We start from the raw sequence: 22,872 nt of genomic DNA on the forward strand, positions 1-22,872 counted from the left end.
CCACTTCCCATTGTGAATTGAAGCGGATATTTTCCTTCCGCCTCTTCGCTTTATGCTCCCTTAACTGTTTCCTTACATTACCAATACTGCTCCAGATCCCTCCGGTCATTTGTATACTGCATTGCTGTCTGCCTGGTAATCCTTCCCTGGGCTACCAGACGGACCAGATCCATATTCAGTGTATGCATCCCGCTCGCATTGCCCGACTGCATGACACTGCTCATCTGATGGGTCTTATTCTCCCGGATCAGGTTGCACACGGCATCCGTCCCAAGAAGCAGCTCCGTCCCCGCGATTCTTCCTTGTCCGTCCGCCGTCGGCATCAGACACTGGGTCACAACACTTTTCAGTACGCCCGCTAACTGCGTCCTGATCTGATTCTGACTGCCGGACGGGCAGGCATCAATCACACGGTCGATGGTCTGCGACGCCCCCGTCGTATGCAGGGTGGACAAGACAAGATGTCCGGTCTCTGCAGCAGTAAGTGCAGCAGATATCGTCTCATAGTCACGCATCTCACCGACCAGGATAATATCCGGGTCTTCACGCAGTGCGCTGCGCAGAGCGGAGGCAAAATTAACGACATCCTTCCCAGTCTCTCTCTGGTGGATCAATGCCATCTTGCTGTCATATTTGTACTCCACCGGGTCCTCAATTGTAATAATATGGACCGGCTTCTTCTGATTCACATGCTCGATCAACGCCGCCAAAGTTGTAGACTTACCACTCCCTGTAGGTCCGGTCACAAGGATCAGCCCCCTCGGCTCTTCCGCAAGTTCATATAACTTCTGAGGCATATGCAGCTCTTCCAGCGTCGGAATATGACTGTTCAGAAGTCGGATCGTTGCCGCCGCTTCCCCCTGCTGGCAGAAAACATTCACCCTCTGTCTGTTCCCGTCTGAAGTCTGCAGCGCAAAATCTATGTCATACCCCTGGCTCAATTCTTCCTTCTGCTTTTCATTCAGCATCCCATACAGCATCTGATCTGTCTCCTCTTTCGATGGCTGTATAGGCGCCTGAGTCAGATTCCCATGAATCCTGAATAACAAAGGCATCCCGGATGACATATGGATATCCGATACGTCCAACTCTCTTGCGATTAATATAATTCTGTCCAACTCCTGCATAGCTGCTGCCTCCTGCTTTCTTCTTTTTCTTTATCCATTGCCATTTTCTATCAGCTTAATACATAGGCAAGATACCTCTTCCCTATACATGACAAGCTATAATATACTCCGCATAACCTACGATTCTATGCATAGTATGCTACCTTATGCAATTCTTCTATCGTACTGGTCCCGTCAAGCACCATCTGTGTGCCATACTCCTTTAAGGTCCTCATGTTCTGGTTCTCCACCGCATAATCCTCGATTTCCTCAGACGTAGCACCCGCGGAAATCAATTTACGGATATCCTTATCGATCAGCAGAATTTCATGAATCGCGATTCTCCCGCGGTATCCTGTATAATTACACAGTGGGCAGCCCTTTGGATGCTTGATCCGTATCGGCCCTTCTAATCCAAGCATCTCCTGTTCTTCCTCGGTCGTGTCGCGTTCCTCTGCACAATCCGGGCACACCTTCCTCATCAGACGCTGTGCAATAATCCCGACCAGGGAGTTCGCAACCATATAAGGCTGAAGTCCCATATCCTCAAGACGCACGATGGAGGATGCCGCGTCATTGGTATGCAGCGTGGAAAATACGAGATGGCCGGTGATGGCCGCCCTTACGGAAATGGATGCGGTCTCCACATCTCGTGTCTCACCAACCATGATGACATCCGGGTCCTGTCTCAAAAGAGCACGCAGTCCCGATTCGAAGGTAAGTCCTGCCTGGTTATTTACCTGAGTCTGCGTCACCTTCGGCAGGTTCTTCTCCACCGGGTCCTCAATGGTAGAGATATTAACTGCCTTTTTTGCAATATCCTGCAAGATCATATAAAGGGTCGTCGTCTTACCTGACCCAGTAGGCCCCGTAAAATAAATGATTCCATTGGGAGAACGGAGCATCCTCTGAATTCTCTCATAATCCGGTGCCTGCATTCCATAAGTGTCGGAATAATCAATCGGAGCATTACTCGCCAAAAGTCTTAAGACCGCCTTTTCTCCAAATACCGTTGGCAGTACTGAGACACGGATATTGATATATTTTCCTTCTACCTTAATCCTGAAATGACCATCCTGCGGAATCCTGCGCTCTGCTATATCCATCCCGCCCAGAATCTTGATACGGGCAATCAGTGAGGTATGAAGGTTCTTCTGAAGCGTAACGTATTCCACGATTGCACCGTCGATACGCATACGCACCAATGTCTTATCCTCGAATGGCTCGATATGGATATCGGAAGCATTGGTACTATAAGCACGGTTGATCAGACGGTTCAGAAGATTGATGATTGGGGTATCATCGTCGTCATCCTCCGTAATCTCCAGCTCTTCCAGAGCTTCCTCCTCACTGAAGCTCTCATTTGCCACTCTCGCCGCTTTCATGGCACCGACCTCGGAATAATAGTAATGAATTGCCCGAAGCAAGTCATCCCTCTCTGCCAGCGAAATATCCAACTGCATTCCTGTGATCTGACGGACATCCTCGATTCCGTAGAAATTCAGAGGGTCATTCACGATCAGGCTCAGCAGCCCGTCCTTTTCACTGACCGCCAGCATCTCATATTTCTCTGCAAGCTGTCTCGGAATCTTCTCAACTACATTCGGATTCACATCCAGGTTGGAGATCTCCACCACCTGCATTCCAAGGCGCTTGCCGAGTGCTTCTAACATCTGCATCTCCGTGATACATCCCAGCGCGATCAGAGCACCGCCGATACGTACCCCTTTATGATCCTTCTGATACGCAATTGCCGTCTGAATCTGTTCGTCCGTTACATATTTATATTCTTTTAATATATCCCCGATTCTTAAGTTTCTAAAACTCGCTGTCTCCATAAAAACGCCCCTACTCTTCTGCTTCCGTGATATTGTCTTCCTCTGTATCTGCACCAGCCTGCGTATCTTCACCTGCCTGTGCCTTGGCTGCTTCCCTGGCCGCCTTCTGCTCCAAAATATACTGCTGTGTATCCTCACACATGTAGATTTCAAGCGTCATGCCAAGTGTCCAGGAAGAAGATTCCTTGGAGGACTGCCAGGTAAAATCTGTAATCCGCATTCCAGGTTCATTTGCCGTGCATTCATCCATCATGGACTGAATTGTCTCCCTGCCTCCAGACAGCGTCATCATGACACTTGCTGTATAAATTCCGTTGTAGACAGTCCCTTCCTCTGTATTTTCATTTTCCTCTTCCGGCAAAGGACCCGTATAATCCTTTAACGTGGTGTATTCACCGGTGACCGGCATCTTGATATCCAGATCTTTTACCGTCAATCCCTTTGTAAGAGCCATCTCCGTCAGCATCTTGTCGATTTCCATACTCTGCATGATGGGATAAAAATCCTGCTGTGCCTTTCCGATTTCTTCCAATACCTGGTCTTCCCTCTTCTGAAGTGCCGGGAGGCTCTCTACCTTCTGGCTGCGTTCCTGCTGTTCGATATCCGCGTTGAGCACTTCTTCTTTTAGATTCTGCCCCTTCTCCATCAGGGGAAACAAAAGCCCTGCGCCGACTCCGACGATCAGAACCACTACCGCAAGCACGATCAATAGCTTCTTATCCCTCTGTGTTAGCTTCAGTGTCATCGCTTTGTCCCTGCCTTCCTGCCATGATACAATTTACATTCACGCTCCATTTATTATCTGATCCCTGTGAATATCCTGTATAATCCACATCGGAAAAGATTTCCTGCTGATTCAAAAGCTTGATGAACTGGTTGATCTGCTCTACATTCCCCGCCTCTGCATTGAAGCTCATCATTCCGCTTTCCGCATTGTAACTGCTGATCTGGGCCGAGACCAGACCGGATGCACAGGCTGCCACGACCTGTTCCGTCTTGCTGTCGATTCTCGGATAACCAAGCAGGCTTACCTTCAAACTCTCCATGCTCTTCCCCAACGCTGCAGAGGAAGAGAGTTCCGCATTCAATGCATCATATTCATCACAGGCTGCCACGATATCTTCCCTCTGATTGTAGTCGTTAAGCTCTTGCAGTTGTCTGGAATATAATAAAACCCGAATTCCCATTGCCGCCGTCAGACCAAGCAGAACGCCAGTCAAAATCCCCAAAGGAATCAGAACCTTCTTGCGTTGTTTTCTCTCCTGCTCCTTTAACGGGTCCTTTTCCACCTGAGCCATCATCGAAGTCTTCGCGTCCGTCTTTAAGAGACCACCGATTGCCAATGCAAAATTCGTTACTGACTGTCCCCCTGCCTCTTTTTCAATGTGGATGGTCTGTCCCAGATTCAGCTCCTCGGCTTCCATCTGATCATTGATCTGAGAAATACTATCCCGGTAGACCTGGAACTCATCCTCTGAAAGTCCCGCTATATAAACCTTAGGGATTTCCATTGCCAGTTCCTGTGCCTTCGCGAACTGAATCAGGTTGCTGACTGTACGCGCCGCTTCTGCCGCGAATTCAGGTGTCCCTTTTTCAGAAAACATACGATTCCTGTTGGAATACTGATATCTGCCGTCCACCAGAAGAAGGTTCATCAGCGCCATGTCATCCGCGAACTGTACAATACAGGTGGAGTCCTCTAGCTGGGGAAGTATCTCCGCCAGTCTCAATGCCACTCCTACCACACTCTCAATGCTGCTGATCGTGATTCCCAGCCCGGAAAAAATGTCCTGATACTCGCGGACAAACTCACGGGGAGCGACTACGGAGAAAATACGTTTTACTTTTTCCTTTTTGCCGCCCGAGCCAGATAACGGGAAATAGCCGTAAACCGGATTGGAGATTCGCTCCACATCCGTAAATTCACGGCTGATATATTCCATCATCTGTTTTGGCTTCATGGGGGGCGCATCCACGACCTTGGTCGTGAACTGGCTGCTGTCAATGACCAGGCTGACCCCCTTCCTGGGGAGATTGTTCGTCTCCCACAGGTTCTTTATCATCTCCCGGAACCCATCTACATCTGTAATCGTTCCGTTCAAAATACATCCTCTGGTATCTATCGTGTAGTAAAGTGCCTTTGCGTGAATCTTTCCACCGGAGGCATCCCCCTCCACCACACGGATATACCGGTTCGATAAATATACAACTACCATCCAAAAGCCCTCCTATTCCATGCCTGCGATACTGTCATAAGATCCGTACATCGCACTGAATACCGCTACCATAACAAATGCAACAATGATGCCCATGATGATCAGCATGACTGGCTCCACATACGATACCATCTTATTGATCGCGATATCTGCATCGAATTCCATGGAGTCCGCAATCGACAACAGCATGGAATCCAGGCTGCCTGTCTCCTCACCGACCCGGATAGAGTCTGACAGCTTCTTTACGAATCCATCCACCATGTCCAGGCCGTCGCTTAAGTTATTACCAGCCCTTACAAACGGAATGACTTCTTCGAACTGTGCATCGATATAATCATTGCCCACCGTATTCCTTGCGATCTGTAAAGCAGACACAATGGGAATACCAGCAGAATACAGGGAACTCAATGTCCTTGCAAAACGAGAGGTACAGATAACCTTCTGCAGCTTGCCGAACACCGGAATATGTAACAGGACCCTGTGCCACTTCCGCCGAAATCCCGGCGACCGAAGCAATGCCTTCCACCCAAGCCACAGCCCGATCAGTGCCGCAATCGCCAGAAACCAATAGCTCTCCATGAAATTACTGATTCCATATAAAATCTTGGTCGGCAGAGGCAGTGAATCCATCGTATCGAACAATTCCTGAAAATTTGGAAGTACGAACTTTGTCAGAATCAGGATGACCGCAATGACCATGACTCCCAATATCTTCGGATACACAAGGGAGCTGGATATCTTTCCATTTAGCTTATGCTCCTTTTCATACATCAATGCCATCTGCAGGGATACCTTTTCCAGATTACCACTGCTCTCAGCAGAACGGTACATATAAATCATAAGCGGCGGGAATGCCCCATTCTGCGCCTCCATTGCATCAGAGAGCGAAATTCCCTGCCGGATCTGCCGGATCATATCCTCATAGACGGCCCGTTCTGCTGGTTTGATAGACTCACCGTTCGCAATAATACTGAGCGCCCTGACCAAAGTCACACCTGCTCCGACCAGCGTAGAAAGCTGTCTGGAAAAATCAGAAAGTACCTTTGCCTTGAACTGTTTCCTGTTCTTCTGCGTCTTCACTTCCTTGGCATTTAAAAGAAAGGCATCCTGCTCATGAAGGCGAAGCTGCAGTTCTGCTTCACTTCCCGCATTCATCGTGCCTGAAATCTTTTTGCCCTCGATTGTCTGCGCCTTATACTTATACTGTGCCATCAGGCATACCTCCCATATCTATGTTCTCGATCTATACTGCCGCTTCTAAAAATAACATCTGGACGATTCTTATCCACCTGCTCCAAGATTGGATGAGATCAGAACAACAATCCAAAATACCACGCGATCACCTGGTTTCCCCATAGCAGGCCAGCTATCATCCCTGCACATAGGAAGGGGCCAAATGCGAACTGATCCTTCCGTCCTTTTTTCTTAGATGTCAGCAGATATATCCCATATCCACCTCCAAATAGAATTCCAAATACCATAGAAATCAGGATTGTCCTCCATCCAAGAAATAACCCAGCCGCTGCCATCAGCTTGATATCACCGCCGCCAAATGCCCCTGGTATGGCAACTGCCAGAAGAAGCATCGGAACACTGACACATACCATTCCGATCAACCTCTGTACAATTGTAATGTCCCGCATCAGGACCATTCCTGCAACAGCCAATACAACAATCGCAATGGAACATCCATCAGCGATTTCCATCGTATCGATATCCATCAGGGTAACTACCATCAAGATTCCAGTGAAGCAAAAGATCAGTATCGCTTTTACATAGCTGCCCCCATCATATCCATAATGGACCGCACAGAACACCGCGGCCGCTCCGCCAAAAATCTCTGTAAGTGTATCCCTTCCCCCGATTTTGTCTCCACAATACCTGCACTTCCCTCGCAGAAACAGATAGCTCAATACCGGTACTAAGTCTCTTCCTTTTAGTACATGCCCACAGCTCGGACAGATAGAGCGCCCTTTGACAAAAGACATCCCCTTAGGTACCCGGTAAGCAACTACATTTAAAAATGAAAACACACAGGCTCCGAAACAAAAAATAAGAAAAACCAGTGCAGCCTCACATATCATCAATCCCATATACCCTCTCCAAATATGTCAAAACGGATATTCAAAATCCGCCTCTCCACTTCCTTTTATGATAAAAATAAAGTGACTCTGCCCCTGCTATCAGCATACATGGCAAACTCTCTTTTTATGAAAAGAAAAAATATTTCACTTTTTCCCTTTCATAAAAAGGGGAATTCACCCGGCTCCGACCGAATAAATTCCCACCTCTCATCTAAATCAATATTGATGAATCTTCCAGTAGACTTCCCATGTATCAGCATCATTATCTATATCATACTGATACTGCACCAGAAATCTTCCCTTCTGATAACTCATGGTATCTACACAGTTCTTCCCGGTATTCCAGGAAACCAGATGTATCGTCCCCTCTGCTCCCGAAAAACTGACCACATCTTCTTCCGCTTCCTTCGACATACCACTCGTGCGGCTTTTATCAACTATCGATGTGCCCAGCCCATAAGCTTCCAGGCTGAGAAGATTCATATTCATTACGACATTCTTAGCTTCCCGGAGAGTCTGTCTCTCCTGGATTGACTGATCCCAAATCCACAGGGCCGGTGCAAGGACCACTAGGCAGATTAAAAGAATGATCAGGGCCGCTTTGCAGGCCCTTAAGAACTTGTTTTTATAAGTGAGAGATTCATAACTTTGTGACATGATGGATTATGAACCTCCCCTCTGGTAAATGTAATAGTAATCAAATGTTAACTATTTTTCTTAACTTCCCATCCCGCTACTGTTGTATCTGTGCCTTTCTTTGCCCTCCAAGTTGCAGTATAAGTACCATTATTATACTGAAAAACGGTTATTTCTTCATTCTCAATCGTATATGTAGCCTTACCCTTTTCCGGAGCCGCAGCATCTGGAGTTACAGTGACCCCATTAACTGTATACGTAGCATCAACAGCATTTTCACCTGTTGCATCCTTTGCCATTCCTGCAGCATAATCTGCCTGCAGTTGTGACAATATTGTTGCCGCATCAGCCTTACAATTTGCCTTATTAGCTTTCTCTACATACTTGAGCAAACTCGGCACCAGAACTGCTGCAAGAATCAATATAATTACAATTACTACAATCAGCTCAACCAAGGTAAAACCTTTCTTATTCTGAGCCTTTTTTCTCATTTTCTTTAACATAGGAAATCTCCTCCCAATCATGAATTTTATTACTCTTGCACCTGAATCATACATTGATTATAAGTAAATTATTGTATAGTAATAACATATGCTCTCAATGTTATTTAAATTCTACTCCCCTATGTCGGTTCTTGTCAATATCTGGTGGGAGTTTTGTTGATTTTTATGTGATTTTATTTCGCAAAAAATCCCATTTTATGGCTTATCCACAAATCTTTTTCAAATCCGAAACGTTTCCATATCATCAGGTACATACAGATTTCCATGATAATACTGCTGCCCTTCCTTGGTATAGAGCTCCTTACGGCTTCCAAAATGAGAGTCCTCGGTATGATAGAGGATTAAATTCGGTATATTTAATTCCTCTGCCAGTTGGCTCGCCTCCTTCACGGTACTATGATGTTTTTCGTATGGCTGAAACTTTTCTGCCTCCCGATACAGACAGAACGCCTCATGCATCAGCCAATCACTGCCCTTTACATAAGGCTCTTCACAAACATTATATGGCTCATCCCCACAGCAGGACAATTTCTTTCCTTCTGGAGTTGTGAGTGTAAAACCAAACTGTTTCGCTTTTGTGGAACCGATATCGAAAAAGGTTACTTCGCAGTCTATGATTTTTTTCACTTCTCCACTTTCCAGTGGAATCAGTTGAATTCGTTTTCCAATGTGTTTTGTCACTTTCTTCTGAATTGTTAACTCCGCGATTGTCGTAATGGTAGGTATCAAACCGCAATGACAGTAAATCCGCACATCCCCTTCATATTTTCCCTGGTTCATCTTCTGTCCAATCATCCGTATCAGCCAAATCAGGCCGAAAAGATGGTCGATATGTTCATGGGTGATAAAGATATCGTGGATTTCTTCCATTGGAACCCCTGCTTTTTTCAGGTTACCTAGTATCTGATTTCCGCCGCCTGCATCTACCAAAAAATGTCTACGTTCATCTGATAATGCAAAACAGGTATTATAATATTCTGTTACACTTGCATTTCCTGTTCCTAAAATCGTTAGTTTCATTAGTCTTTATTCCTCATAATATTTCATCAAGGCCTGCGTTCCCAAATCACCATAGCCCTCTGCTTCCAGTTCCTCATAGTTCGCAAGTACCTGACTCAGCACTCCAAGGTCCAGTTCACTCATATTGGCTTCAATCAACGCCAGTTTCATATCCTTAATAAAATGTTTCATGAAAAATCCCGGTGCATAATCACCGGCTAAGATTTTCGGTCCAAAAGTATCCAACTGTTTGCTTCCTGCTGCCCCTGTGGAAACAGATTTCAAAACAGTCTCCAAGTCGAGTCCTTTTGCCTTGGCATATGTTAAGGCTTCACAGACTCCTGACAAAGTTCCTGCTATCATGATCTGATTCGCCATCTTGCAATGCTGTCCGCAGCCTGCTTTTCCCTGATAATTGATATTCGTTCCCATTGCTTCAAACAACGGCAGGCAGGCCTCATAATCTTCCTTGTCCCCTCCGACCAGAATAGACAAGGTTCCGGCCTTCGCACCTGTATCGCCTCCTGTCACCGGAGCATCCAGTACATGGAATCCAGCCTTTTTTCCTTCTGTATAAATCTTCTCAGCTATCTGCGGGCTGGTAGTAGTCATATCAATTAAGTATGCACCTGGCTCCGCACTATCTATGATATTTCCCGCATCAAAATATACTTCCTCCACATCTTTTGGAAATCCTACGATTGTAATGACAGCCTCACACCCTGTCACACAGCTTTTAATACTGTCATGAAAAATAGCACCTTCTGTAATTACATCCTCCACCTTTGCGCGATTTCTGGCATAAATATGTAATTCAAAGTCCGCTTTCATCAGATTACGAACCATGGATTTTCCCATGATTCCCACCCCTATAAAACCTATTCTTTTCATCCTGTAGCCCCTTTCTGTCTAATTCGCACTTCTACCTTATTTGCATTTCCAGAATATAAAAATGAACTGGAATGATTTTATTTTACAGACAAAACAGCATATTGTGCAAAATGTCTGATTTGTATTTTTTAATTATAGTACAATCCAGCAATTGGCACAATAGAAAACTCTCTTTTCACAAATGCTTTAGAAGGAGGAAATATCCATGGGGGCTTGAAAATCACATTGTAATTTTCCTGTTTTAATGCTATACTGTTCCAAAAGTTCTAGTACGTCAGATAACCGGGAGGTAATCATGAAAAAGAAAAAAGGTGGATTTACCCTGGTCGAATTGATTGTTGTAATTGTAATTATCTTGATACTTGCCGCTGTACTTGTCCCATCACTGCTAAAATATGTATCCAAAGCGAAAAAGGCCGCTGCAATATCCGAATGTAAAGAAGTCGTGCAAGCGGCACAGCGGGTTGCTACAGACCTTGCAGAAGAGGATGTACTCACATCTGTTACACTAAATGATAAACGACCAACTATTTTAAAGGAAGCAGATGCTGGGGGATCTTTTGAAACTGAAATTCAATTTGAAGATGATACGTCGGAGATATTGTCCTTTGAATATCTGTCTAAAAGTGGTCTTCACGTAATATTTGATATAAAACATAAACCGCAAGTGTATATCGAAGAGGAAGACCCAACTCTAACTAAAATCAATAATTGTATAAAAACCGCCAGTGATTATGTCATTGAGTGGAATGCAAAAAAGAAAAAGGGGGAAATAGACACAGGTTGGGATCGAGAAGAACTCACCAAAAATGCTGTCAAAAACGGTGGATTATTACAGGTAACCGATTCTCAGTTAAAAGGAGCATCTAAAAAATACACTTCTCCTCTCTATTGGCATCCCTATAACTTGGGCAGCACAGATGTTGAATCCCCACCTATTGCACTATTTGCAAATACAAGTGCTACAGACAGAGGTGGATGGAGTGCACAACTCGTATACGTTGATGGTAAAATATATGAAGGCAATAAAAATATAGCATCTTGGAGAACTATAAACGATTTTGAATCATTAGAAACCTGGCTTGGTGAGAACAATTTCCATCAAATTAATTAACTTTACTATATCAAACTAATATCATATCAAAGAGCATCCTGCATGTTTCCTCTCTTTACCAGAAAACATACAGGATGCTCTTTTCTTGTCTCTATTTCCCTATCCAACAATCAACTGCACAATAATCTGTGCAATCCAATATACGCAGAACAATATCATCCCTGCATTTACAATTACAGTGGCAAACCTCTTCCCCTTCGGAATTACCTTCTGCCCAGGCATCAATTTAAACTTTTTCCGATGGACAAGCAGCAGAACAATTCCGGTAATAGCTGTTCCAAAAATAACCAGTGCATATCCTGCAAATAACAGAACTCCAGGCATTACGGCCTGTAACCGTGCCATTCCCTCTGCCATATTCGTCTGAACTAATGTCAGAGCTTCCATGAACTCATCATAATGTGATAATTTCATAATCCATATCGGCAGTACGCTTCCCACAAAGTTTATCGCCATATGTAAAGCGATTGTATATCTGATGCGCCCAGTTTTTACATAAATAAATGCAAAGAATATTCCAATGAAAAATGCATAGGAAAATTGGCTCAAATTCCCATGGAATAATCCAAAAATCAACCCTGACAGTACAACGGCCACTCCCTCACCGTACACAACCACACGGTCCACAAGAAGCTTGCGGAAAATGAATTCTTCAAATACCGGAGCACATAGAACCATAAAAAGGAAGACCACCCACAGATTGCTGCCAGATATCATGGTTACTAAAACATTCTCTACTGCGGAACCCTTTACCAGGCCAATAAGCACTGTCAGCGCTGTTCCTATCAGATTGGCCCCATAGGTGATTCCGTAACTCATAAAAGCCGCCAAGATCCATTGTCCCAAAGTCATCCGATGCTGGCTGATCGCCACCTTTGACTTAAGACGGCTGATAATAAATACCATGAGCGGCATTGCAAGCAAATACATGACCAACATCGTCACCAGCAAGACTCCCGTAGTGCTTTCCATCCACTGTGGAAAGAATCGATATACAAGTTTTATCGCCAGTGCCTGCACACATGCAATTGCTAGGGAACCTGCCAAGAATATAAAACCGATTTTTGAGAAAAACCGCCTCCCCGCCTTCACAGGATTGCTCTCACCTATCCCTGGTCTGTTTCCAGCCTCATCCATTCCTTTTTGCTCTATTTCCTGATTCATGTCTTGATTTATATCTTGACTTATATCTTGATTTATTTCTTGATTTATTTCGTAACGTCTTTCTTCCGGCATCGATATCCTCCTGTTTAATTCCAAAATGATTTGTTTTTTCCATTATAACGTCTGACTCCTTAATTCACAACAACCGATTCTATTTTCCAATTTTTCTGCCCAAAAGCCTTATTCTTTGTTATAATGAACATATATTTGTTACGGAGGTATAAAAATGGAGCTTTCTAAACAGCTTGCCGCCCAGATTGTAAATGCAGTCTATGAAGTAGTCGGAAATGATATCAATTTAATCAATGCGTCTGGAATCATTATCGGGAGCACGAACCCCAGACGTATTGGAACCTTCCATGAAGCCGGATGTCAGGCAGTTAAAAGCGGCACACCTGTACTCGTGGATGAGGAGCATATATTTCAAGGCGCACAGAGCGGAATCAACTATCCTATCTTTCTGGAAGGGCGTCCGATTGCCGCAATCGGCATCACTGGCAATCCAAAAAAATTAGAGCAATTTGGATTTCTCGTCACTAAGATTACGGAGGTCTTTTTAAAAGAGCAGCAATTAAATGAAGAACTTCTCTCCGAGAACCGTTCCCTGCATTATCTGGTCACCTCACTGATCTATGATAACGTCCAGAATCCAAAGCAGTTAGAGACGTTGTTAGCAAAATATCAGGTCGATCCGGCTAAAGAATATGCGGCCCTCTCCATTCAGATGCTGGATACCACACTGGAGCCGTCTCTGCGTTTTTATTTTTCCAGCTTAGGATGTCGTCTGTCGCTTTATCTCTATCCCAACGAATGGATCGTCATCCTGGACCGTGAGCTATACTCTCATTTTTCACCGAAAGAGTTCATCGAAAAATACCAGGGACGCCTGTCCTCCGGTATGGGACCTTTCGGGCCGCTCTATCAGTTAAATCAATCCTACCACAGCGCCCAGATTGCCAGAAAACATGCCCGTCAGTTGAATACTGTTTTCTGTAATATTGAGGACATTTCCATAGAATTTGTCCTGGAAAGTCTTCCTGTACATATCCAGAAGCTGTATTCAGAGCATGTTCTGAATCCTCTGAACAACAAGGAAGTACAGATTTTAAAAACCTACTTTATCAACAACCTATCCCTCAAGGAGACTTCCGAGGCACTCTTTATCCACAAGAACACCCTTCAATATCAGTTGGATCGGATTGCCGGGAAAACAGGGCTGAATCCCCGTATCTTTCAGGACGCATTTTTATTACAGTTTGCACTCCTGTGCAGAAATTGATTTTTAGTATAGATACTAAATCAAATATATTTTTTGACTTTTTTCTATTATCTATACCATATCATTCTGATTATGATTTGTTATACTTAAGATAACTAAAGTACTAAGGATTCAGATTTTAGAAAATGGTTTAAATGGAGGATTTTGATATGAAGGTCGTAGTTGCAATTGATTCTTTGAAGGGAAGTTTAAGTTCTATGGAGGCAGGACTTGCCATAAAAGAAGGTGTGCGTCTTGCACATCCTGATGCTGATGTAGTCGTGAAGCCGCTCGCAGACGGCGGGGAGGGGACTACAGACGCACTGATAGAAGGTATGGGTGGAGAACGTATTGACATCACTATCACCGGGCCGCTCGGGAAACCAGTCCAGGCATATTATGGATATTTGGAAGAAACCAAGACAGCAATTCTGGAGATGGCTTCCGCTGCCGGAATCATTCTCGTTTCAAAGGAGGAAAAGAATCCGCTGACTGCCACCACCTACGGTGTCGGGGAAATGATTCTGGATGCTGTAGATAGGGGATGCCGCAATTTTATCATTGGAATCGGCGGTAGTGCCACGAATGATGGAGGAATTGGAATGCTCAAGGCTCTGGGATATACCTTCCTGGATGCAGACGGCCAGGATGCCGGACAGGGAGCGCAGGCCCTTGGAAAAGTAACATCAATTCGCAAGGAACATGTCTCAAAAGCACTTGCCGAATGCCATTTTCAAGTTGCCTGTGATGTAACGAATCCACTCTGCGGTGAAAATGGAGCTACCTATATTTATGGACCACAGAAAGGCGTTACGGATGACATTAAGGCACAGTTAGATGCAGATATGGCCCATTTTGCCGAAGTAACTTCCGAAACACTCGGGAATCACTTTGCCGATACAGATGGTGCAGGGGCCGCAGGAGGGCTTGGTTTTGCTTTCCTCAGCTATCTGAACGCAGAACTGACACCAGGGATCGAGCTGATTCTGAACGCAGTTGGACTGGAGAAGGAGTTAAAGGACGCTGATATCGTTGTAACCGGGGAAGGCCGCCTGGATCATCAGACTGCCATGGGAAAAGCCCCTGTGGGAGTTGCAAAGCTGGCGAAGAAGTACGGTGCAAGAGTCTTGGCATTTGCCGGCGGCGTGACCAAAGACGCAAGGGCATGTAACGAAGCTGGAATTGATGCCTTCTTCCCGATCGTACGCGGAATCACCACACTGGAAGAGGCAATGAAGCCTGAAAATGCGCGGCAAAATATGATCGACAGCGTGGAACAGGTATTCCGTTTGTTCTAATATTTTCATAAAATAAGCCGAATCAGGTGTTTTTGCTCCCTCTGGGAGACCTGATTCGGCTTATCTTTCTTTAAATGCATATATTCCGAGTTATTCGATTGGTGTTCCATCCTTCAAATCGTAAATCACAACTCCCTGTACCACCCTGTTCACATCTCCTTTTTGGCTGGGACTGTCAGTTGTATAACCAAGCTGCAACGATTTCTTCATGGATAAAAGCTGAGCAAATAGCAGACAGTTTATATATGCTCCCATCTCTGAACCAGTTGGAATTTCTTCAGGTATTGTATACACAACCTTATAATCCTCACCTGAAATCAGATTATTTGTCTTTTTCTCTCCCACTGTTACAACCAAATTTCCCTGCTTCTCACGCATGACTTCTTCCGCAAAATCAAGGTCATATCTCAGGCTGTCCTCCTGATTTGACAGAAAATGAATCGTAATCGTCTCATCATTTATTACTGTTTTGGGTCCATGCCGAAAGCCCATCGGGGCATCATAACCTGCATGGACGAATCCATCTGACAATTCCATGGATTTAATACATGCTTCTCTCGCAAGGCCTTTCAAAGCACCTGTTCCCAACCATATGATTCGGCGATATTCATTCTCAGCAATCTGTTGAGCCTTCTCCGCCAAAATCTCCATCTGTTCTTCGGCACTATCTGCCAGGCTCAACAGATATCCCGCATACGTTTCTATGTCTTGATAGTGGAAAATGCACCATGTTGCTAAACTCATACAACTAACGCTGCTCGTCATTGCAAATCCCTTATCACAGGACCCTTCCGGCATAACTAATACCAATGCATTATCTTTTTCCCGGGCCGCATTAGCCAGCTTACTTTCTCCATCGCATACGATAATGATATGGTATACAGTCTTAATTTTTTCTTCTGCAAATTTTACCGCTGCCGAACTTTCAGGACTTTCCCCAGATCGTCCATAGGAAATCAGCAAGGTCGGAACATCGAACAGAACGCTGTCGGAAGCACTGATAATATCTGTTGTATGAACATTTTCCATCCTGATTCCCATTTCCTTAGCTAGTAGATACTGCATTGTCTCGCCTATGAATGCGGATGATCCAGCACCAGTCGTTATGATTCTTAGGTGTTCTACAGACATCATCTTTTCCATGAAATGACTGATGTCCTGTTTTCTGTCCAACAGCATTTCCGCTGTTTTTTTCCAGAGAGCCGGCTGTGAATGTATCTCTGATGCTGTATATTGGCATCCATGCTCTCTATAGTAGTCCATTGTTTTTCCAAACATCTCTTTTTCCATCTTGTCAACCATCCTCATTTTTCTTTTCCGGATTCCTATCTCTAAACATATTCCTGCCATGCTTCCGGAAGAAGGTCCAGATTTTCCCGAATCAAATCTTTTAACAGAGCCTCTGGATAATCACAGTTCGATGCCAGAGGGTCCAAGAACATAGCCTGTCTTGCTAATTCATAGCTGCACTCGGCTGCTGCCTGCACCATCAACAGGTACTCACGGCCCAGTCTGTCACATTGGGCAGCAATTCCTGATGGAAGGCTTCCAATTTTCTGTGGATGAAGTCCGAACTGATCAATATAAGTAGGAAGTTCCACAATGATTTCTGATGTCACATTATCAATATAACCTTTATTGATTACGTTCACCATTTCACTGGAAATCTCTCCAGTAGAAAGGGAATGGATAAAATACGCAGCGGTCTCCCCCGACCCTTCCAAGAATTTTTCATAACCGCTTCCTTGATTCCTTACTTCCTCAAATAAAACCCGAGCTTCCTCTCGCCAGCCATCTACTACTTTAAAGTCATTATTCTTCCACTCATAATCCTGCTCCACAAGAACCTTCTCCTTCATATAATGAGGGAAAAATTCTCCTACATGCCTGTCGCCCGGTGCCGGATACAGACCATAAATTTCATAAAGCTGCGCAGATATTGGTTCTTTTTTATCAAATCCGCTCTTTGCAAGTTGTTCTTTTAAGATAGGATACACATCTTCTCCATCAATCTTCATATCAGTAAACCAAGTGAGGTGATTGATTCCTGCTGCCCTATATGTAAACCTTTCCGGTTCTACACCAAATACCTCTTTTGCCAGACGTCCTGCCATATCAGGTGTACCATGACATAATCCAAAATTTTTGATCTTTGTATACTTCTGCAGAGCCAAACAGATTGCGCCTTCCGGGTTCGCATAATTTATAATCCATGCATCTGGACATACCCTTTCCATCTCATAAGCAATATCAAGCACCACTGGAATCGTACGCAGCGCCCGAATGATTCCTCCTGGTCCAATTGTATCTCCAACGGACTGCAGGACACCATGTCTGGTAGAGACTTCAATATCCTTCTGCCATCTTGGATATGCACCTGTTGCAATTGTCATGAACAAATAATCTGTACCTGGCAGTGCCTCTTTATAATTGACATGTGCAGAAACTTCAAAGTCACGGCCCGAAAATTCAATTAGCTTTTTGACTGCCTCTTCTGTATCTTTTAGCAGCTTTTCATCAATATCAACAAGTGCTAGATGTCCTCTTACGATACTTTTTTCCTTTAAAATATCTCCAATCAACCTTAACGTAAATACGGAACTTCCCGCCCCTACGAACACAAATTTAAAAAATTCTTTTTTCATCTCTTAATCCTCCTGCACCTTATTTGATTCCCGTCATTGTAATTCCCTCCACGAACTGTTTCTGGAACAAGAAATAAATCGCGATGATCGGGATCATAACTAACACGCTCGCACTCATAGAAGTACAATAATCTGTCAAAAGACTGGAGTTGAAGAAATTCAATGCCAGTGGCAGAGTCATCTTCTCCTCATCAATCAATGCTACTAATGGCCAAAGATAATCATTCCATCTCCCCATGAAAATAAAGATACAAAGCGCTGCAATTGCGGGCCGAATTGACTGAATTACAATTCCAAAAAAGATACGCCATTCTCCTGCGCCATCAATTCTTGCCGCCTCAATGACTTCATTCGGGATATTTTCTACGAACTGTCTACAAAGGAAAATGCCGAATCCAGAAACCATATATGGAATAATCAGTGCAGACATTGAATTCAAAATATGTAGTTTACTGCATATCAGGTATGTTGGTATCATCGTAACCTGAAATGGTACCATCATAGTAGCTAGTACACAGATAAACAAAAGATTTTTCCCTCTGAATTTAAACTTTCCAAAAATATACCCACCAAGACAACTTGTCAGGGCAACAATTGCCGTTGTCGTAACAGAAGAAAAAATACTATTCCAAAGCCACTTTAAAAATGGAGCTTCTGTCAGCACCTTTTTATATCCATTCAGAATCCATTCCGATGGAAAAAAAGTAGTTGGAATACTCATAATCTCCGCATTACTTTTAAAGGAGAGCATCAGACACCAGAAAAAAGGAAATGCCACAATCAGGAAGCCGCTGACAAGGATTAAAACTTTGCCGATTTTTACTGCTTTTTTCATTATTTTCCCCACCTCCTAATATTCCCAGTCTGTTTTACCAAGTTTCAACTGCACCAATGAAATAACCAGTATGATTCCCAGCATGACTACTGCCATCGCAGATGCATATCCCATCTGTGAATACCTGAATGCATAATTGTATATATTCAGCCCGATTACATTCGTTCCATTATCAGGGCCGCCCTGAGTCATGATCTGTACTTGAGCGAATACTTGGAAATAAGAAATACTTGTCATGATACCAACAAACATCATATTTCTTGCCATCAATGGAAGTGTAATCTTAAAGAACCGGTAAACACTGTTCGCACCATCTATTTGTGCTGCCTCCAAAAAAGTAGCTGGAATACTGTCCAGACCTGCCATAATAATGACAAGATTATATCCTAAGTCGCACCATAATGTCACAACCACAATACACATAAGAGCTGTACGTGTATCATTCAGCCAGTTGACTGGACTTCCCATCCCCAAAAGCATCAATACTTGATTGATAATACCATTGGCAGGATCAAACATGATCAGCCACACATAACATACTGCTACCATAGGAACAACGGCTGGGAGAAAGAACCAGCCTCTGAAAAATCCTCTTAGCTTCGTTTTTTTCAATGATTTCACCAGAACCGCCAGGAATGTAGCAATACAAATATTCAATACAACAGCAATCACAACAAAAAATACTGTGTTTTTTAATGCACCTAAAAATTCCGAATCGTGAAACAGCATAACATAGTTTTTTATTCCTACAAATGGCGGGTGCGGAAAACCGTTGTAGTTAAAAAGCGACATGACCACGCTATAGATGATCGGTATTACAGAAAATACAAAAAAGAGAATCATAATTGGAGTCAAACCACAGATGATAAAGTTTCTCTGGGAACGTCCAGTGCCTTTTTTCCGTCTTTCCTTCTTCACTTCTGTCCCTCCTTAAGGAGGAGGATATGGCACTCCCGCCATATCCCCCCTTTGTTTATTTGGACTGCGCAATCAATTCATCAATATGCGCATTAATATCCTTTTCCATCTGTGCCAGTGCCTCGTCCGTTGTCACCTTTCCAGCGGTTGCTTTATCAAATGTATCTAACATGGTTTTCTTTACAAAATCCATATCCTGCACAGGTCCTACACTATTTGCGTACTGCAGATACTGATACTGGTCCTTCACTCTGACATTTGCCTCATTTTCCATATAGGTCGGATCATCGATCACTTCCTGAAGAGATGAGATTGTACCTGTCCCAAGGTTAAATTCTTTCTCAACTTCTGGCTGCATACAATATTCGATGAACTGCCATGCTGCATCCTTATTGCTGCTGTTCTCTGAAACTACATACGCCCAGCCTGCTTCCACTACGAAATATGGAATATCTCCTGCTACAGGAGGCATGAAAGTAAACGCCCAGTCTTTATTGCCAAGCTCGTCCCCCACTGCTGATGCCCAGGAACCTTTTACGAGCTGTGCTGCCTTATTTGCGAAGAAATACTGCTCTGTCGGCATTTTTTCTGTAATATGTTTTGTGTCTGTCACTTTGTTTACTGTCACAAGGTCCACCAGCTTCTGCCAGGATTCCTTGGCCTCATCGCTTGTCAATACCATTTGGGTCTGTTCCTCATTCCAAAAACTTCCCCCGTGCTGAAGAATCCAAGAAAGGAAAAGTGCTGCGAAGTTATCGCCATTATGGAACTCTAAACCACCATATTCCTGTACATCACCATTGTATTTTGCCTGATATTCAGCAACCTTTAAGACATCTTCAAAAGTAGCTGGTGCACCCTCTACCCCTGCTTCCTTTACTTTATCAGGATAATAGAATAATCCGTACTCTACATTCATCTCTATTGGTACACCATAATATTTTCCATCCTTTGCATAGCCGTCGATCGCACCCTGGAGATAATCTGTCTCAAACTTAGAAGCCATCTCATCTGGCACTTCTGCTAAAAGACCCTGATTAATATAAGTAGGCATCCATGCACCAAATCCCTGAATGATGTCCGGCTCATTGCCTGCTGTAAATGCTGCTTTCATCTTCTGACTCATCGCATCATATGGGAACGTCTGTACATTCACCTTTATTCCAGTTTCCTTTTCAAAGTTTTCTGCTATTTTCTTTGTTTCTTTTACGAATGCTTCCCCATTGTGCATCCAAAGGTTCAATTCTTTTGAATCCTTCTTAGAATCTCCTGTTGAACTATCTTTTCCACTCCCGCATCCTGTAAGTATAGTTCCCGCAAGCATAGCTGCTGCAAGTACGAATGATAACACTCTTTTCTTTCCGTTTTTCATAATAATCCTCCTTTTCTGAATCCCTAATGGCACTTTTCATTAAAAAAAATCCCGGCCCGTGCCTCATTAATTTCCCGGATTTTTTCTGGCTCCACTTTAAACTTTCTTTCTTCCGTCAGAAGCCCATTGATTTCCTGCTGTACATCTGTTAGTTGTGTATAGCAGTATCCACATACATAGGGAAGCTTCTTAACCGACAGTGTAACCTTTTGGAACCGTTCGATGAACTCATCTGCACTTTTTACCTTATTTCCATACCCCCATCCTTGTGTTCCTTCCTGCTCAAAAGCAATCCCGCCAAACTCGCTGATCATGACCGGCTGACCCTGGTAAGAAAACCCTTCTGCAAAAGCATTCCGGTAATTATTGTGATAAAATTCCCCTGATAAAACAGAGTCCTTATATTGCATATACTTTTCAAACATCCGCTCTCCATCTTCTTCGTAATCATGCAGAGTAATGATATCTGAAATCGTATGCTCCCACCCATCATTCACGATGACCGGCCGCATAGAATCCACACATTTTGTTAGATGGTAGACCATTTGTGAAAAGCTCTGCTGCTTTTTATCCCTGCCTATCTCCATCATTCCCCAGGATTCATTTAAAGGGGTCCATACGATGATCGATGGATGATTATAATTCTGCTCCACAATTTCGAGCCACTGTGTACAGAACCCTGCAACTGCCTCGCTCGAATATTTATAGAAAGAAGGGGCTTCTTCCCATACAAGCAGACCTTTTACATCACACCAATATAAAAATCTCTCATTTTCTGTCTTTTGATGCTTTCTTACCCCGTTATATCCAAGACTTATGACCCGTTCAATATCTAAAAGCAGTGCCTCATCTCCCTTTGGTGTCAGACCACTTTCCTTCCAATACCCTTGATCTAAAATCAACCTTTGGTAAAGCGGTTCGCCATTTAATAAAATATTATTTCCCTTAATTCTGATCTCCCTCATTCCAAAATAAGAGCTGACGTGGTCCATCAGTTCTCCATTTACATAAAGTTTGATATCCAGATCATAGAGACTAGGATGCTGCGGTGCCCAAAGTGCAATGCCCCATTCATTGACTGTCTTGTCATAGACGTCGATTCCTATTTCAAGCTTTCCTTCTCGTACCATGCTCCTGATGCTATTTATCCTTTTCCCCTGGTAGCTCACAGTACATTCTGCTTCAATCCGATTCTGTATACCAGAAACGCTCAGCTCTAATTCCAACTTATGTCCTGCAATGTCTGGTGTCATCTTTAGATTAGAAATATAACTCTCTGGAACCATCTCTGCCCACACACTTTTCCAGATTCCTGTTGTCTGAACATACCAACAACCATAACTATCCTTAAGCCACCTCTGCTTTCCCCTCATCTGTTCTTCTGATAAGCTGTCAGAAACCCTGACACAGATATTTAAAACTTCAGTCTCTGAATGTTCTCCCAAATCAAAACTGAATCTTGAATACCCACCTGAGTGTTCTCCAATCAAACGTCCATTCACCCAGACCTTTGTCTGATAATCACAGCCTTCAAAATGTAATATCAGATGAGTATCCGGCCGGTACCATCCTGAAAGTTCTATTTTCTTCCAATACCACACTATTGAATGATATTCAGTATCTGCTATGCCACTTTCAGATGTTTCATAAGTGAATGGGACTAGGATTTCTTGATCTGATGATTGTTTTGTATACCATTGACTTCTTTCGCCAATATCAGCATCATCAAAAGCGAACCCCCATTTTCCATCCAACATCAAATGGCCTTCTCTCACCATCTGCGGCCGCGGATAACCACCTATTGTCTTAACCATTCAGGCTCCTCCTTTAGATTGTATTGTTATTTTAATACCATTTATTCTTCCCAGGAACATTTTTATCAAAATTGGTATTATTATCATATAATAACTTTTTGGTTTTTTCAACGTTTCGATGTTTTATTTTTTATTTTTATAATATTTACACAAATTTCAACTTTCGTTTTTATTCATTATC

The 22,872-nt window shown here is 43.6% G+C and carries 20 protein-coding genes; 3 read left to right on the plus strand and 17 right to left on the minus strand.

All coding sequences use genetic code 11. The features are described from left to right. Positions 1–77: 77 nt before the first annotated feature. The 10 genes from HGO97_RS09850 to HGO97_RS09895 all read right to left on the minus strand — a co-directional run bounded on the left by HGO97_RS09850 (position 78) and on the right by HGO97_RS09895 (position 10,273). Positions 78–1,127 (minus strand): type IV pilus twitching motility protein PilT, encoded by a 1,050-nt coding sequence (locus tag HGO97_RS09850; RefSeq protein WP_216241130.1) that lies wholly within the window; start codon positions 1,125–1,127, stop codon positions 78–80. Between the two features lie 125 nt (positions 1,128–1,252). Then, positions 1,253–2,944, minus strand: coding sequence for a GspE/PulE family protein (locus HGO97_RS09855; RefSeq protein WP_216241131.1), 1,692 nt, complete (start codon positions 2,942–2,944; stop codon positions 1,253–1,255). Positions 2,945–2,954: 10 nt separating this feature from the next. Further along, complete coding sequence (locus HGO97_RS09860) at positions 2,955–3,689, minus strand: hypothetical protein (protein ID WP_216241132.1); 735 nt, start codon at positions 3,687–3,689, stop codon at positions 2,955–2,957. Beyond that, positions 3,661–5,160, minus strand: a complete 1,500-nt coding sequence (locus tag HGO97_RS09865) for a hypothetical protein (RefSeq protein ID WP_216241133.1) — start codon at positions 5,158–5,160, stop codon at positions 3,661–3,663. The genes HGO97_RS09860 and HGO97_RS09865 overlap by 29 nt, the downstream gene beginning before the upstream one ends. 12 nt (positions 5,161–5,172) lie before the next feature. Continuing rightward, positions 5,173–6,372, minus strand: coding sequence for a type II secretion system F family protein (locus HGO97_RS09870; RefSeq protein ID WP_216241134.1), 1,200 nt, complete (start codon positions 6,370–6,372; stop codon positions 5,173–5,175). Between the two features lie 98 nt (positions 6,373–6,470). After that, positions 6,471–7,253 (minus strand): prepilin peptidase, encoded by a 783-nt coding sequence (locus tag HGO97_RS09875; protein WP_246597391.1) that lies wholly within the window; start codon positions 7,251–7,253, stop codon positions 6,471–6,473. 207 nt (positions 7,254–7,460) lie between these two features. Next, entirely contained in the window at positions 7,461–7,901 is a 441-nt protein-coding gene (locus tag HGO97_RS09880) for a hypothetical protein (protein ID WP_216241135.1), read from the minus strand. Positions 7,902–7,948: 47 nt separating this feature from the next. Next, a complete protein-coding gene (locus tag HGO97_RS09885) occupies positions 7,949–8,383 on the minus strand; it encodes a prepilin-type N-terminal cleavage/methylation domain-containing protein (protein ID WP_216241136.1) in 435 nt (144 codons plus the stop codon). 219 nt (positions 8,384–8,602) lie between these two features. Next, the gene (locus HGO97_RS09890; protein WP_216241137.1) at positions 8,603–9,403 is read right to left on the minus strand and encodes an MBL fold metallo-hydrolase; all 801 of its coding nucleotides are present in this window, start codon (positions 9,401–9,403) and stop codon (positions 8,603–8,605) included. Positions 9,404–9,409: 6 nt separating this feature from the next. Then, the gene (locus HGO97_RS09895) at positions 9,410–10,273 is read right to left on the minus strand and encodes an NAD(P)-dependent oxidoreductase (protein ID WP_216241138.1); all 864 of its coding nucleotides are present in this window, start codon (positions 10,271–10,273) and stop codon (positions 9,410–9,412) included. A gap of 295 nt (positions 10,274–10,568) precedes the next feature. Between HGO97_RS09895 and HGO97_RS09900 the strand changes: the two genes are divergently transcribed. Then, complete coding sequence (locus tag HGO97_RS09900; protein ID WP_168866624.1) at positions 10,569–11,387, plus strand: prepilin-type N-terminal cleavage/methylation domain-containing protein; 819 nt, start codon at positions 10,569–10,571, stop codon at positions 11,385–11,387. A gap of 99 nt (positions 11,388–11,486) precedes the next feature. On the opposite strand, the gene HGO97_RS09905 is transcribed toward HGO97_RS09900, so the two are convergent. Further along, a complete protein-coding gene (locus tag HGO97_RS09905; protein WP_216241139.1) occupies positions 11,487–12,551 on the minus strand; it encodes a CPBP family intramembrane glutamic endopeptidase in 1,065 nt (354 codons plus the stop codon). A 226-nt stretch (positions 12,552–12,777) separates the two neighbouring features. Between HGO97_RS09905 and HGO97_RS09910 the strand changes: the two genes are divergently transcribed. Together HGO97_RS09910 and HGO97_RS09915 are read left to right on the plus strand one after the other, a co-directional pair. Beyond that, the gene (locus HGO97_RS09910; protein ID WP_216241140.1) at positions 12,778–13,830 is read left to right on the plus strand and encodes a CdaR family transcriptional regulator; all 1,053 of its coding nucleotides are present in this window, start codon (positions 12,778–12,780) and stop codon (positions 13,828–13,830) included. A gap of 149 nt (positions 13,831–13,979) precedes the next feature. After that, positions 13,980–15,107 carry a glycerate kinase family protein gene (locus HGO97_RS09915; RefSeq protein ID WP_216241141.1) on the plus strand — a complete coding sequence of 376 codons (1,128 nt, stop codon included), beginning with the start codon at positions 13,980–13,982 and terminating at the stop codon, positions 15,105–15,107. A 90-nt stretch (positions 15,108–15,197) separates the two neighbouring features. On the opposite strand, the gene HGO97_RS09920 is transcribed toward HGO97_RS09915, so the two are convergent. The 6 genes from HGO97_RS09920 to HGO97_RS09945 are packed head-to-tail and all read right to left on the minus strand — an operon-like array spanning position 15,198 to position 22,691. Beyond that, positions 15,198–16,409 carry an SIS domain-containing protein gene (locus tag HGO97_RS09920; RefSeq protein ID WP_216241142.1) on the minus strand — a complete coding sequence of 404 codons (1,212 nt, stop codon included), beginning with the start codon at positions 16,407–16,409 and terminating at the stop codon, positions 15,198–15,200. A 29-nt stretch (positions 16,410–16,438) separates the two neighbouring features. Beyond that, complete coding sequence (locus tag HGO97_RS09925; protein ID WP_216241143.1) at positions 16,439–17,752, minus strand: family 4 glycosyl hydrolase; 1,314 nt, start codon at positions 17,750–17,752, stop codon at positions 16,439–16,441. Between the two features lie 19 nt (positions 17,753–17,771). Then, the gene (locus tag HGO97_RS09930; protein ID WP_216241144.1) at positions 17,772–18,587 is read right to left on the minus strand and encodes a carbohydrate ABC transporter permease; all 816 of its coding nucleotides are present in this window, start codon (positions 18,585–18,587) and stop codon (positions 17,772–17,774) included. A gap of 15 nt (positions 18,588–18,602) precedes the next feature. Continuing rightward, positions 18,603–19,505, minus strand: coding sequence for a carbohydrate ABC transporter permease (locus tag HGO97_RS09935; protein WP_287839988.1), 903 nt, complete (start codon positions 19,503–19,505; stop codon positions 18,603–18,605). 55 nt (positions 19,506–19,560) lie between these two features. Next, positions 19,561–20,877, minus strand: a complete 1,317-nt coding sequence (locus tag HGO97_RS09940) for an ABC transporter substrate-binding protein (protein WP_216241145.1) — start codon at positions 20,875–20,877, stop codon at positions 19,561–19,563. Positions 20,878–20,900: 23 nt separating this feature from the next. After that, complete coding sequence (locus tag HGO97_RS09945) at positions 20,901–22,691, minus strand: glycoside hydrolase family 2 protein (protein WP_216241146.1); 1,791 nt, start codon at positions 22,689–22,691, stop codon at positions 20,901–20,903. Between the last annotated feature and the right edge of the window lie 181 nt (positions 22,692–22,872).

The sequence above is a fragment of the Faecalicatena faecalis genome (assembly GCF_012524165.2).
GTDB classification, from domain to species: domain Bacteria; phylum Bacillota; class Clostridia; order Lachnospirales; family Lachnospiraceae; genus Faecalicatena_A; species Faecalicatena_A faecalis.

Excerpts from the sequence above, each read along its gene's own strand:
- HGO97_RS09850 (WP_216241130.1), bottom strand. The coding sequence starts at position 1,127 with ATGCAGGAGTTGGACAGAATTATATTAATCGCAAGAGAGTTGGACGTA.
- HGO97_RS09855 (WP_216241131.1), bottom strand. The coding sequence starts at position 2,944 with ATGGAGACAGCGAGTTTTAGAAACTTAAGAATCGGGGATATATTAAAA.
- HGO97_RS09860 (WP_216241132.1), bottom strand. The coding sequence starts at position 3,689 with ATGACACTGAAGCTAACACAGAGGGATAAGAAGCTATTGATCGTGCTT.
- HGO97_RS09865 (WP_216241133.1), bottom strand. The coding sequence starts at position 5,160 with ATGGTAGTTGTATATTTATCGAACCGGTATATCCGTGTGGTGGAGGGG.
- HGO97_RS09870 (WP_216241134.1), bottom strand. The coding sequence starts at position 6,372 with ATGGCACAGTATAAGTATAAGGCGCAGACAATCGAGGGCAAAAAGATT.
- HGO97_RS09875 (WP_246597391.1), bottom strand. The coding sequence starts at position 7,253 with ATGGGATTGATGATATGTGAGGCTGCACTGGTTTTTCTTATTTTTTGT.
- HGO97_RS09880 (WP_216241135.1), bottom strand. The coding sequence starts at position 7,901 with ATGTCACAAAGTTATGAATCTCTCACTTATAAAAACAAGTTCTTAAGG.
- HGO97_RS09885 (WP_216241136.1), bottom strand. The coding sequence starts at position 8,383 with ATGTTAAAGAAAATGAGAAAAAAGGCTCAGAATAAGAAAGGTTTTACC.
- HGO97_RS09890 (WP_216241137.1), bottom strand. The coding sequence starts at position 9,403 with ATGAAACTAACGATTTTAGGAACAGGAAATGCAAGTGTAACAGAATAT.
- HGO97_RS09895 (WP_216241138.1), bottom strand. The coding sequence starts at position 10,273 with ATGAAAAGAATAGGTTTTATAGGGGTGGGAATCATGGGAAAATCCATG.
- HGO97_RS09900 (WP_168866624.1), top strand. The coding sequence starts at position 10,569 with ATGAAAAAGAAAAAAGGTGGATTTACCCTGGTCGAATTGATTGTTGTA.
- HGO97_RS09905 (WP_216241139.1), bottom strand. The coding sequence starts at position 12,551 with ATGAATCAGGAAATAGAGCAAAAAGGAATGGATGAGGCTGGAAACAGA.
- HGO97_RS09910 (WP_216241140.1), top strand. The coding sequence starts at position 12,778 with ATGGAGCTTTCTAAACAGCTTGCCGCCCAGATTGTAAATGCAGTCTAT.
- HGO97_RS09915 (WP_216241141.1), top strand. The coding sequence starts at position 13,980 with ATGAAGGTCGTAGTTGCAATTGATTCTTTGAAGGGAAGTTTAAGTTCT.
- HGO97_RS09920 (WP_216241142.1), bottom strand. The coding sequence starts at position 16,409 with ATGGTTGACAAGATGGAAAAAGAGATGTTTGGAAAAACAATGGACTAC.
- HGO97_RS09925 (WP_216241143.1), bottom strand. The coding sequence starts at position 17,752 with ATGAAAAAAGAATTTTTTAAATTTGTGTTCGTAGGGGCGGGAAGTTCC.
- HGO97_RS09930 (WP_216241144.1), bottom strand. The coding sequence starts at position 18,587 with ATGAAAAAAGCAGTAAAAATCGGCAAAGTTTTAATCCTTGTCAGCGGC.
- HGO97_RS09940 (WP_216241145.1), bottom strand. The coding sequence starts at position 20,877 with ATGAAAAACGGAAAGAAAAGAGTGTTATCATTCGTACTTGCAGCAGCT.
- HGO97_RS09945 (WP_216241146.1), bottom strand. The coding sequence starts at position 22,691 with ATGGTTAAGACAATAGGTGGTTATCCGCGGCCGCAGATGGTGAGAGAA.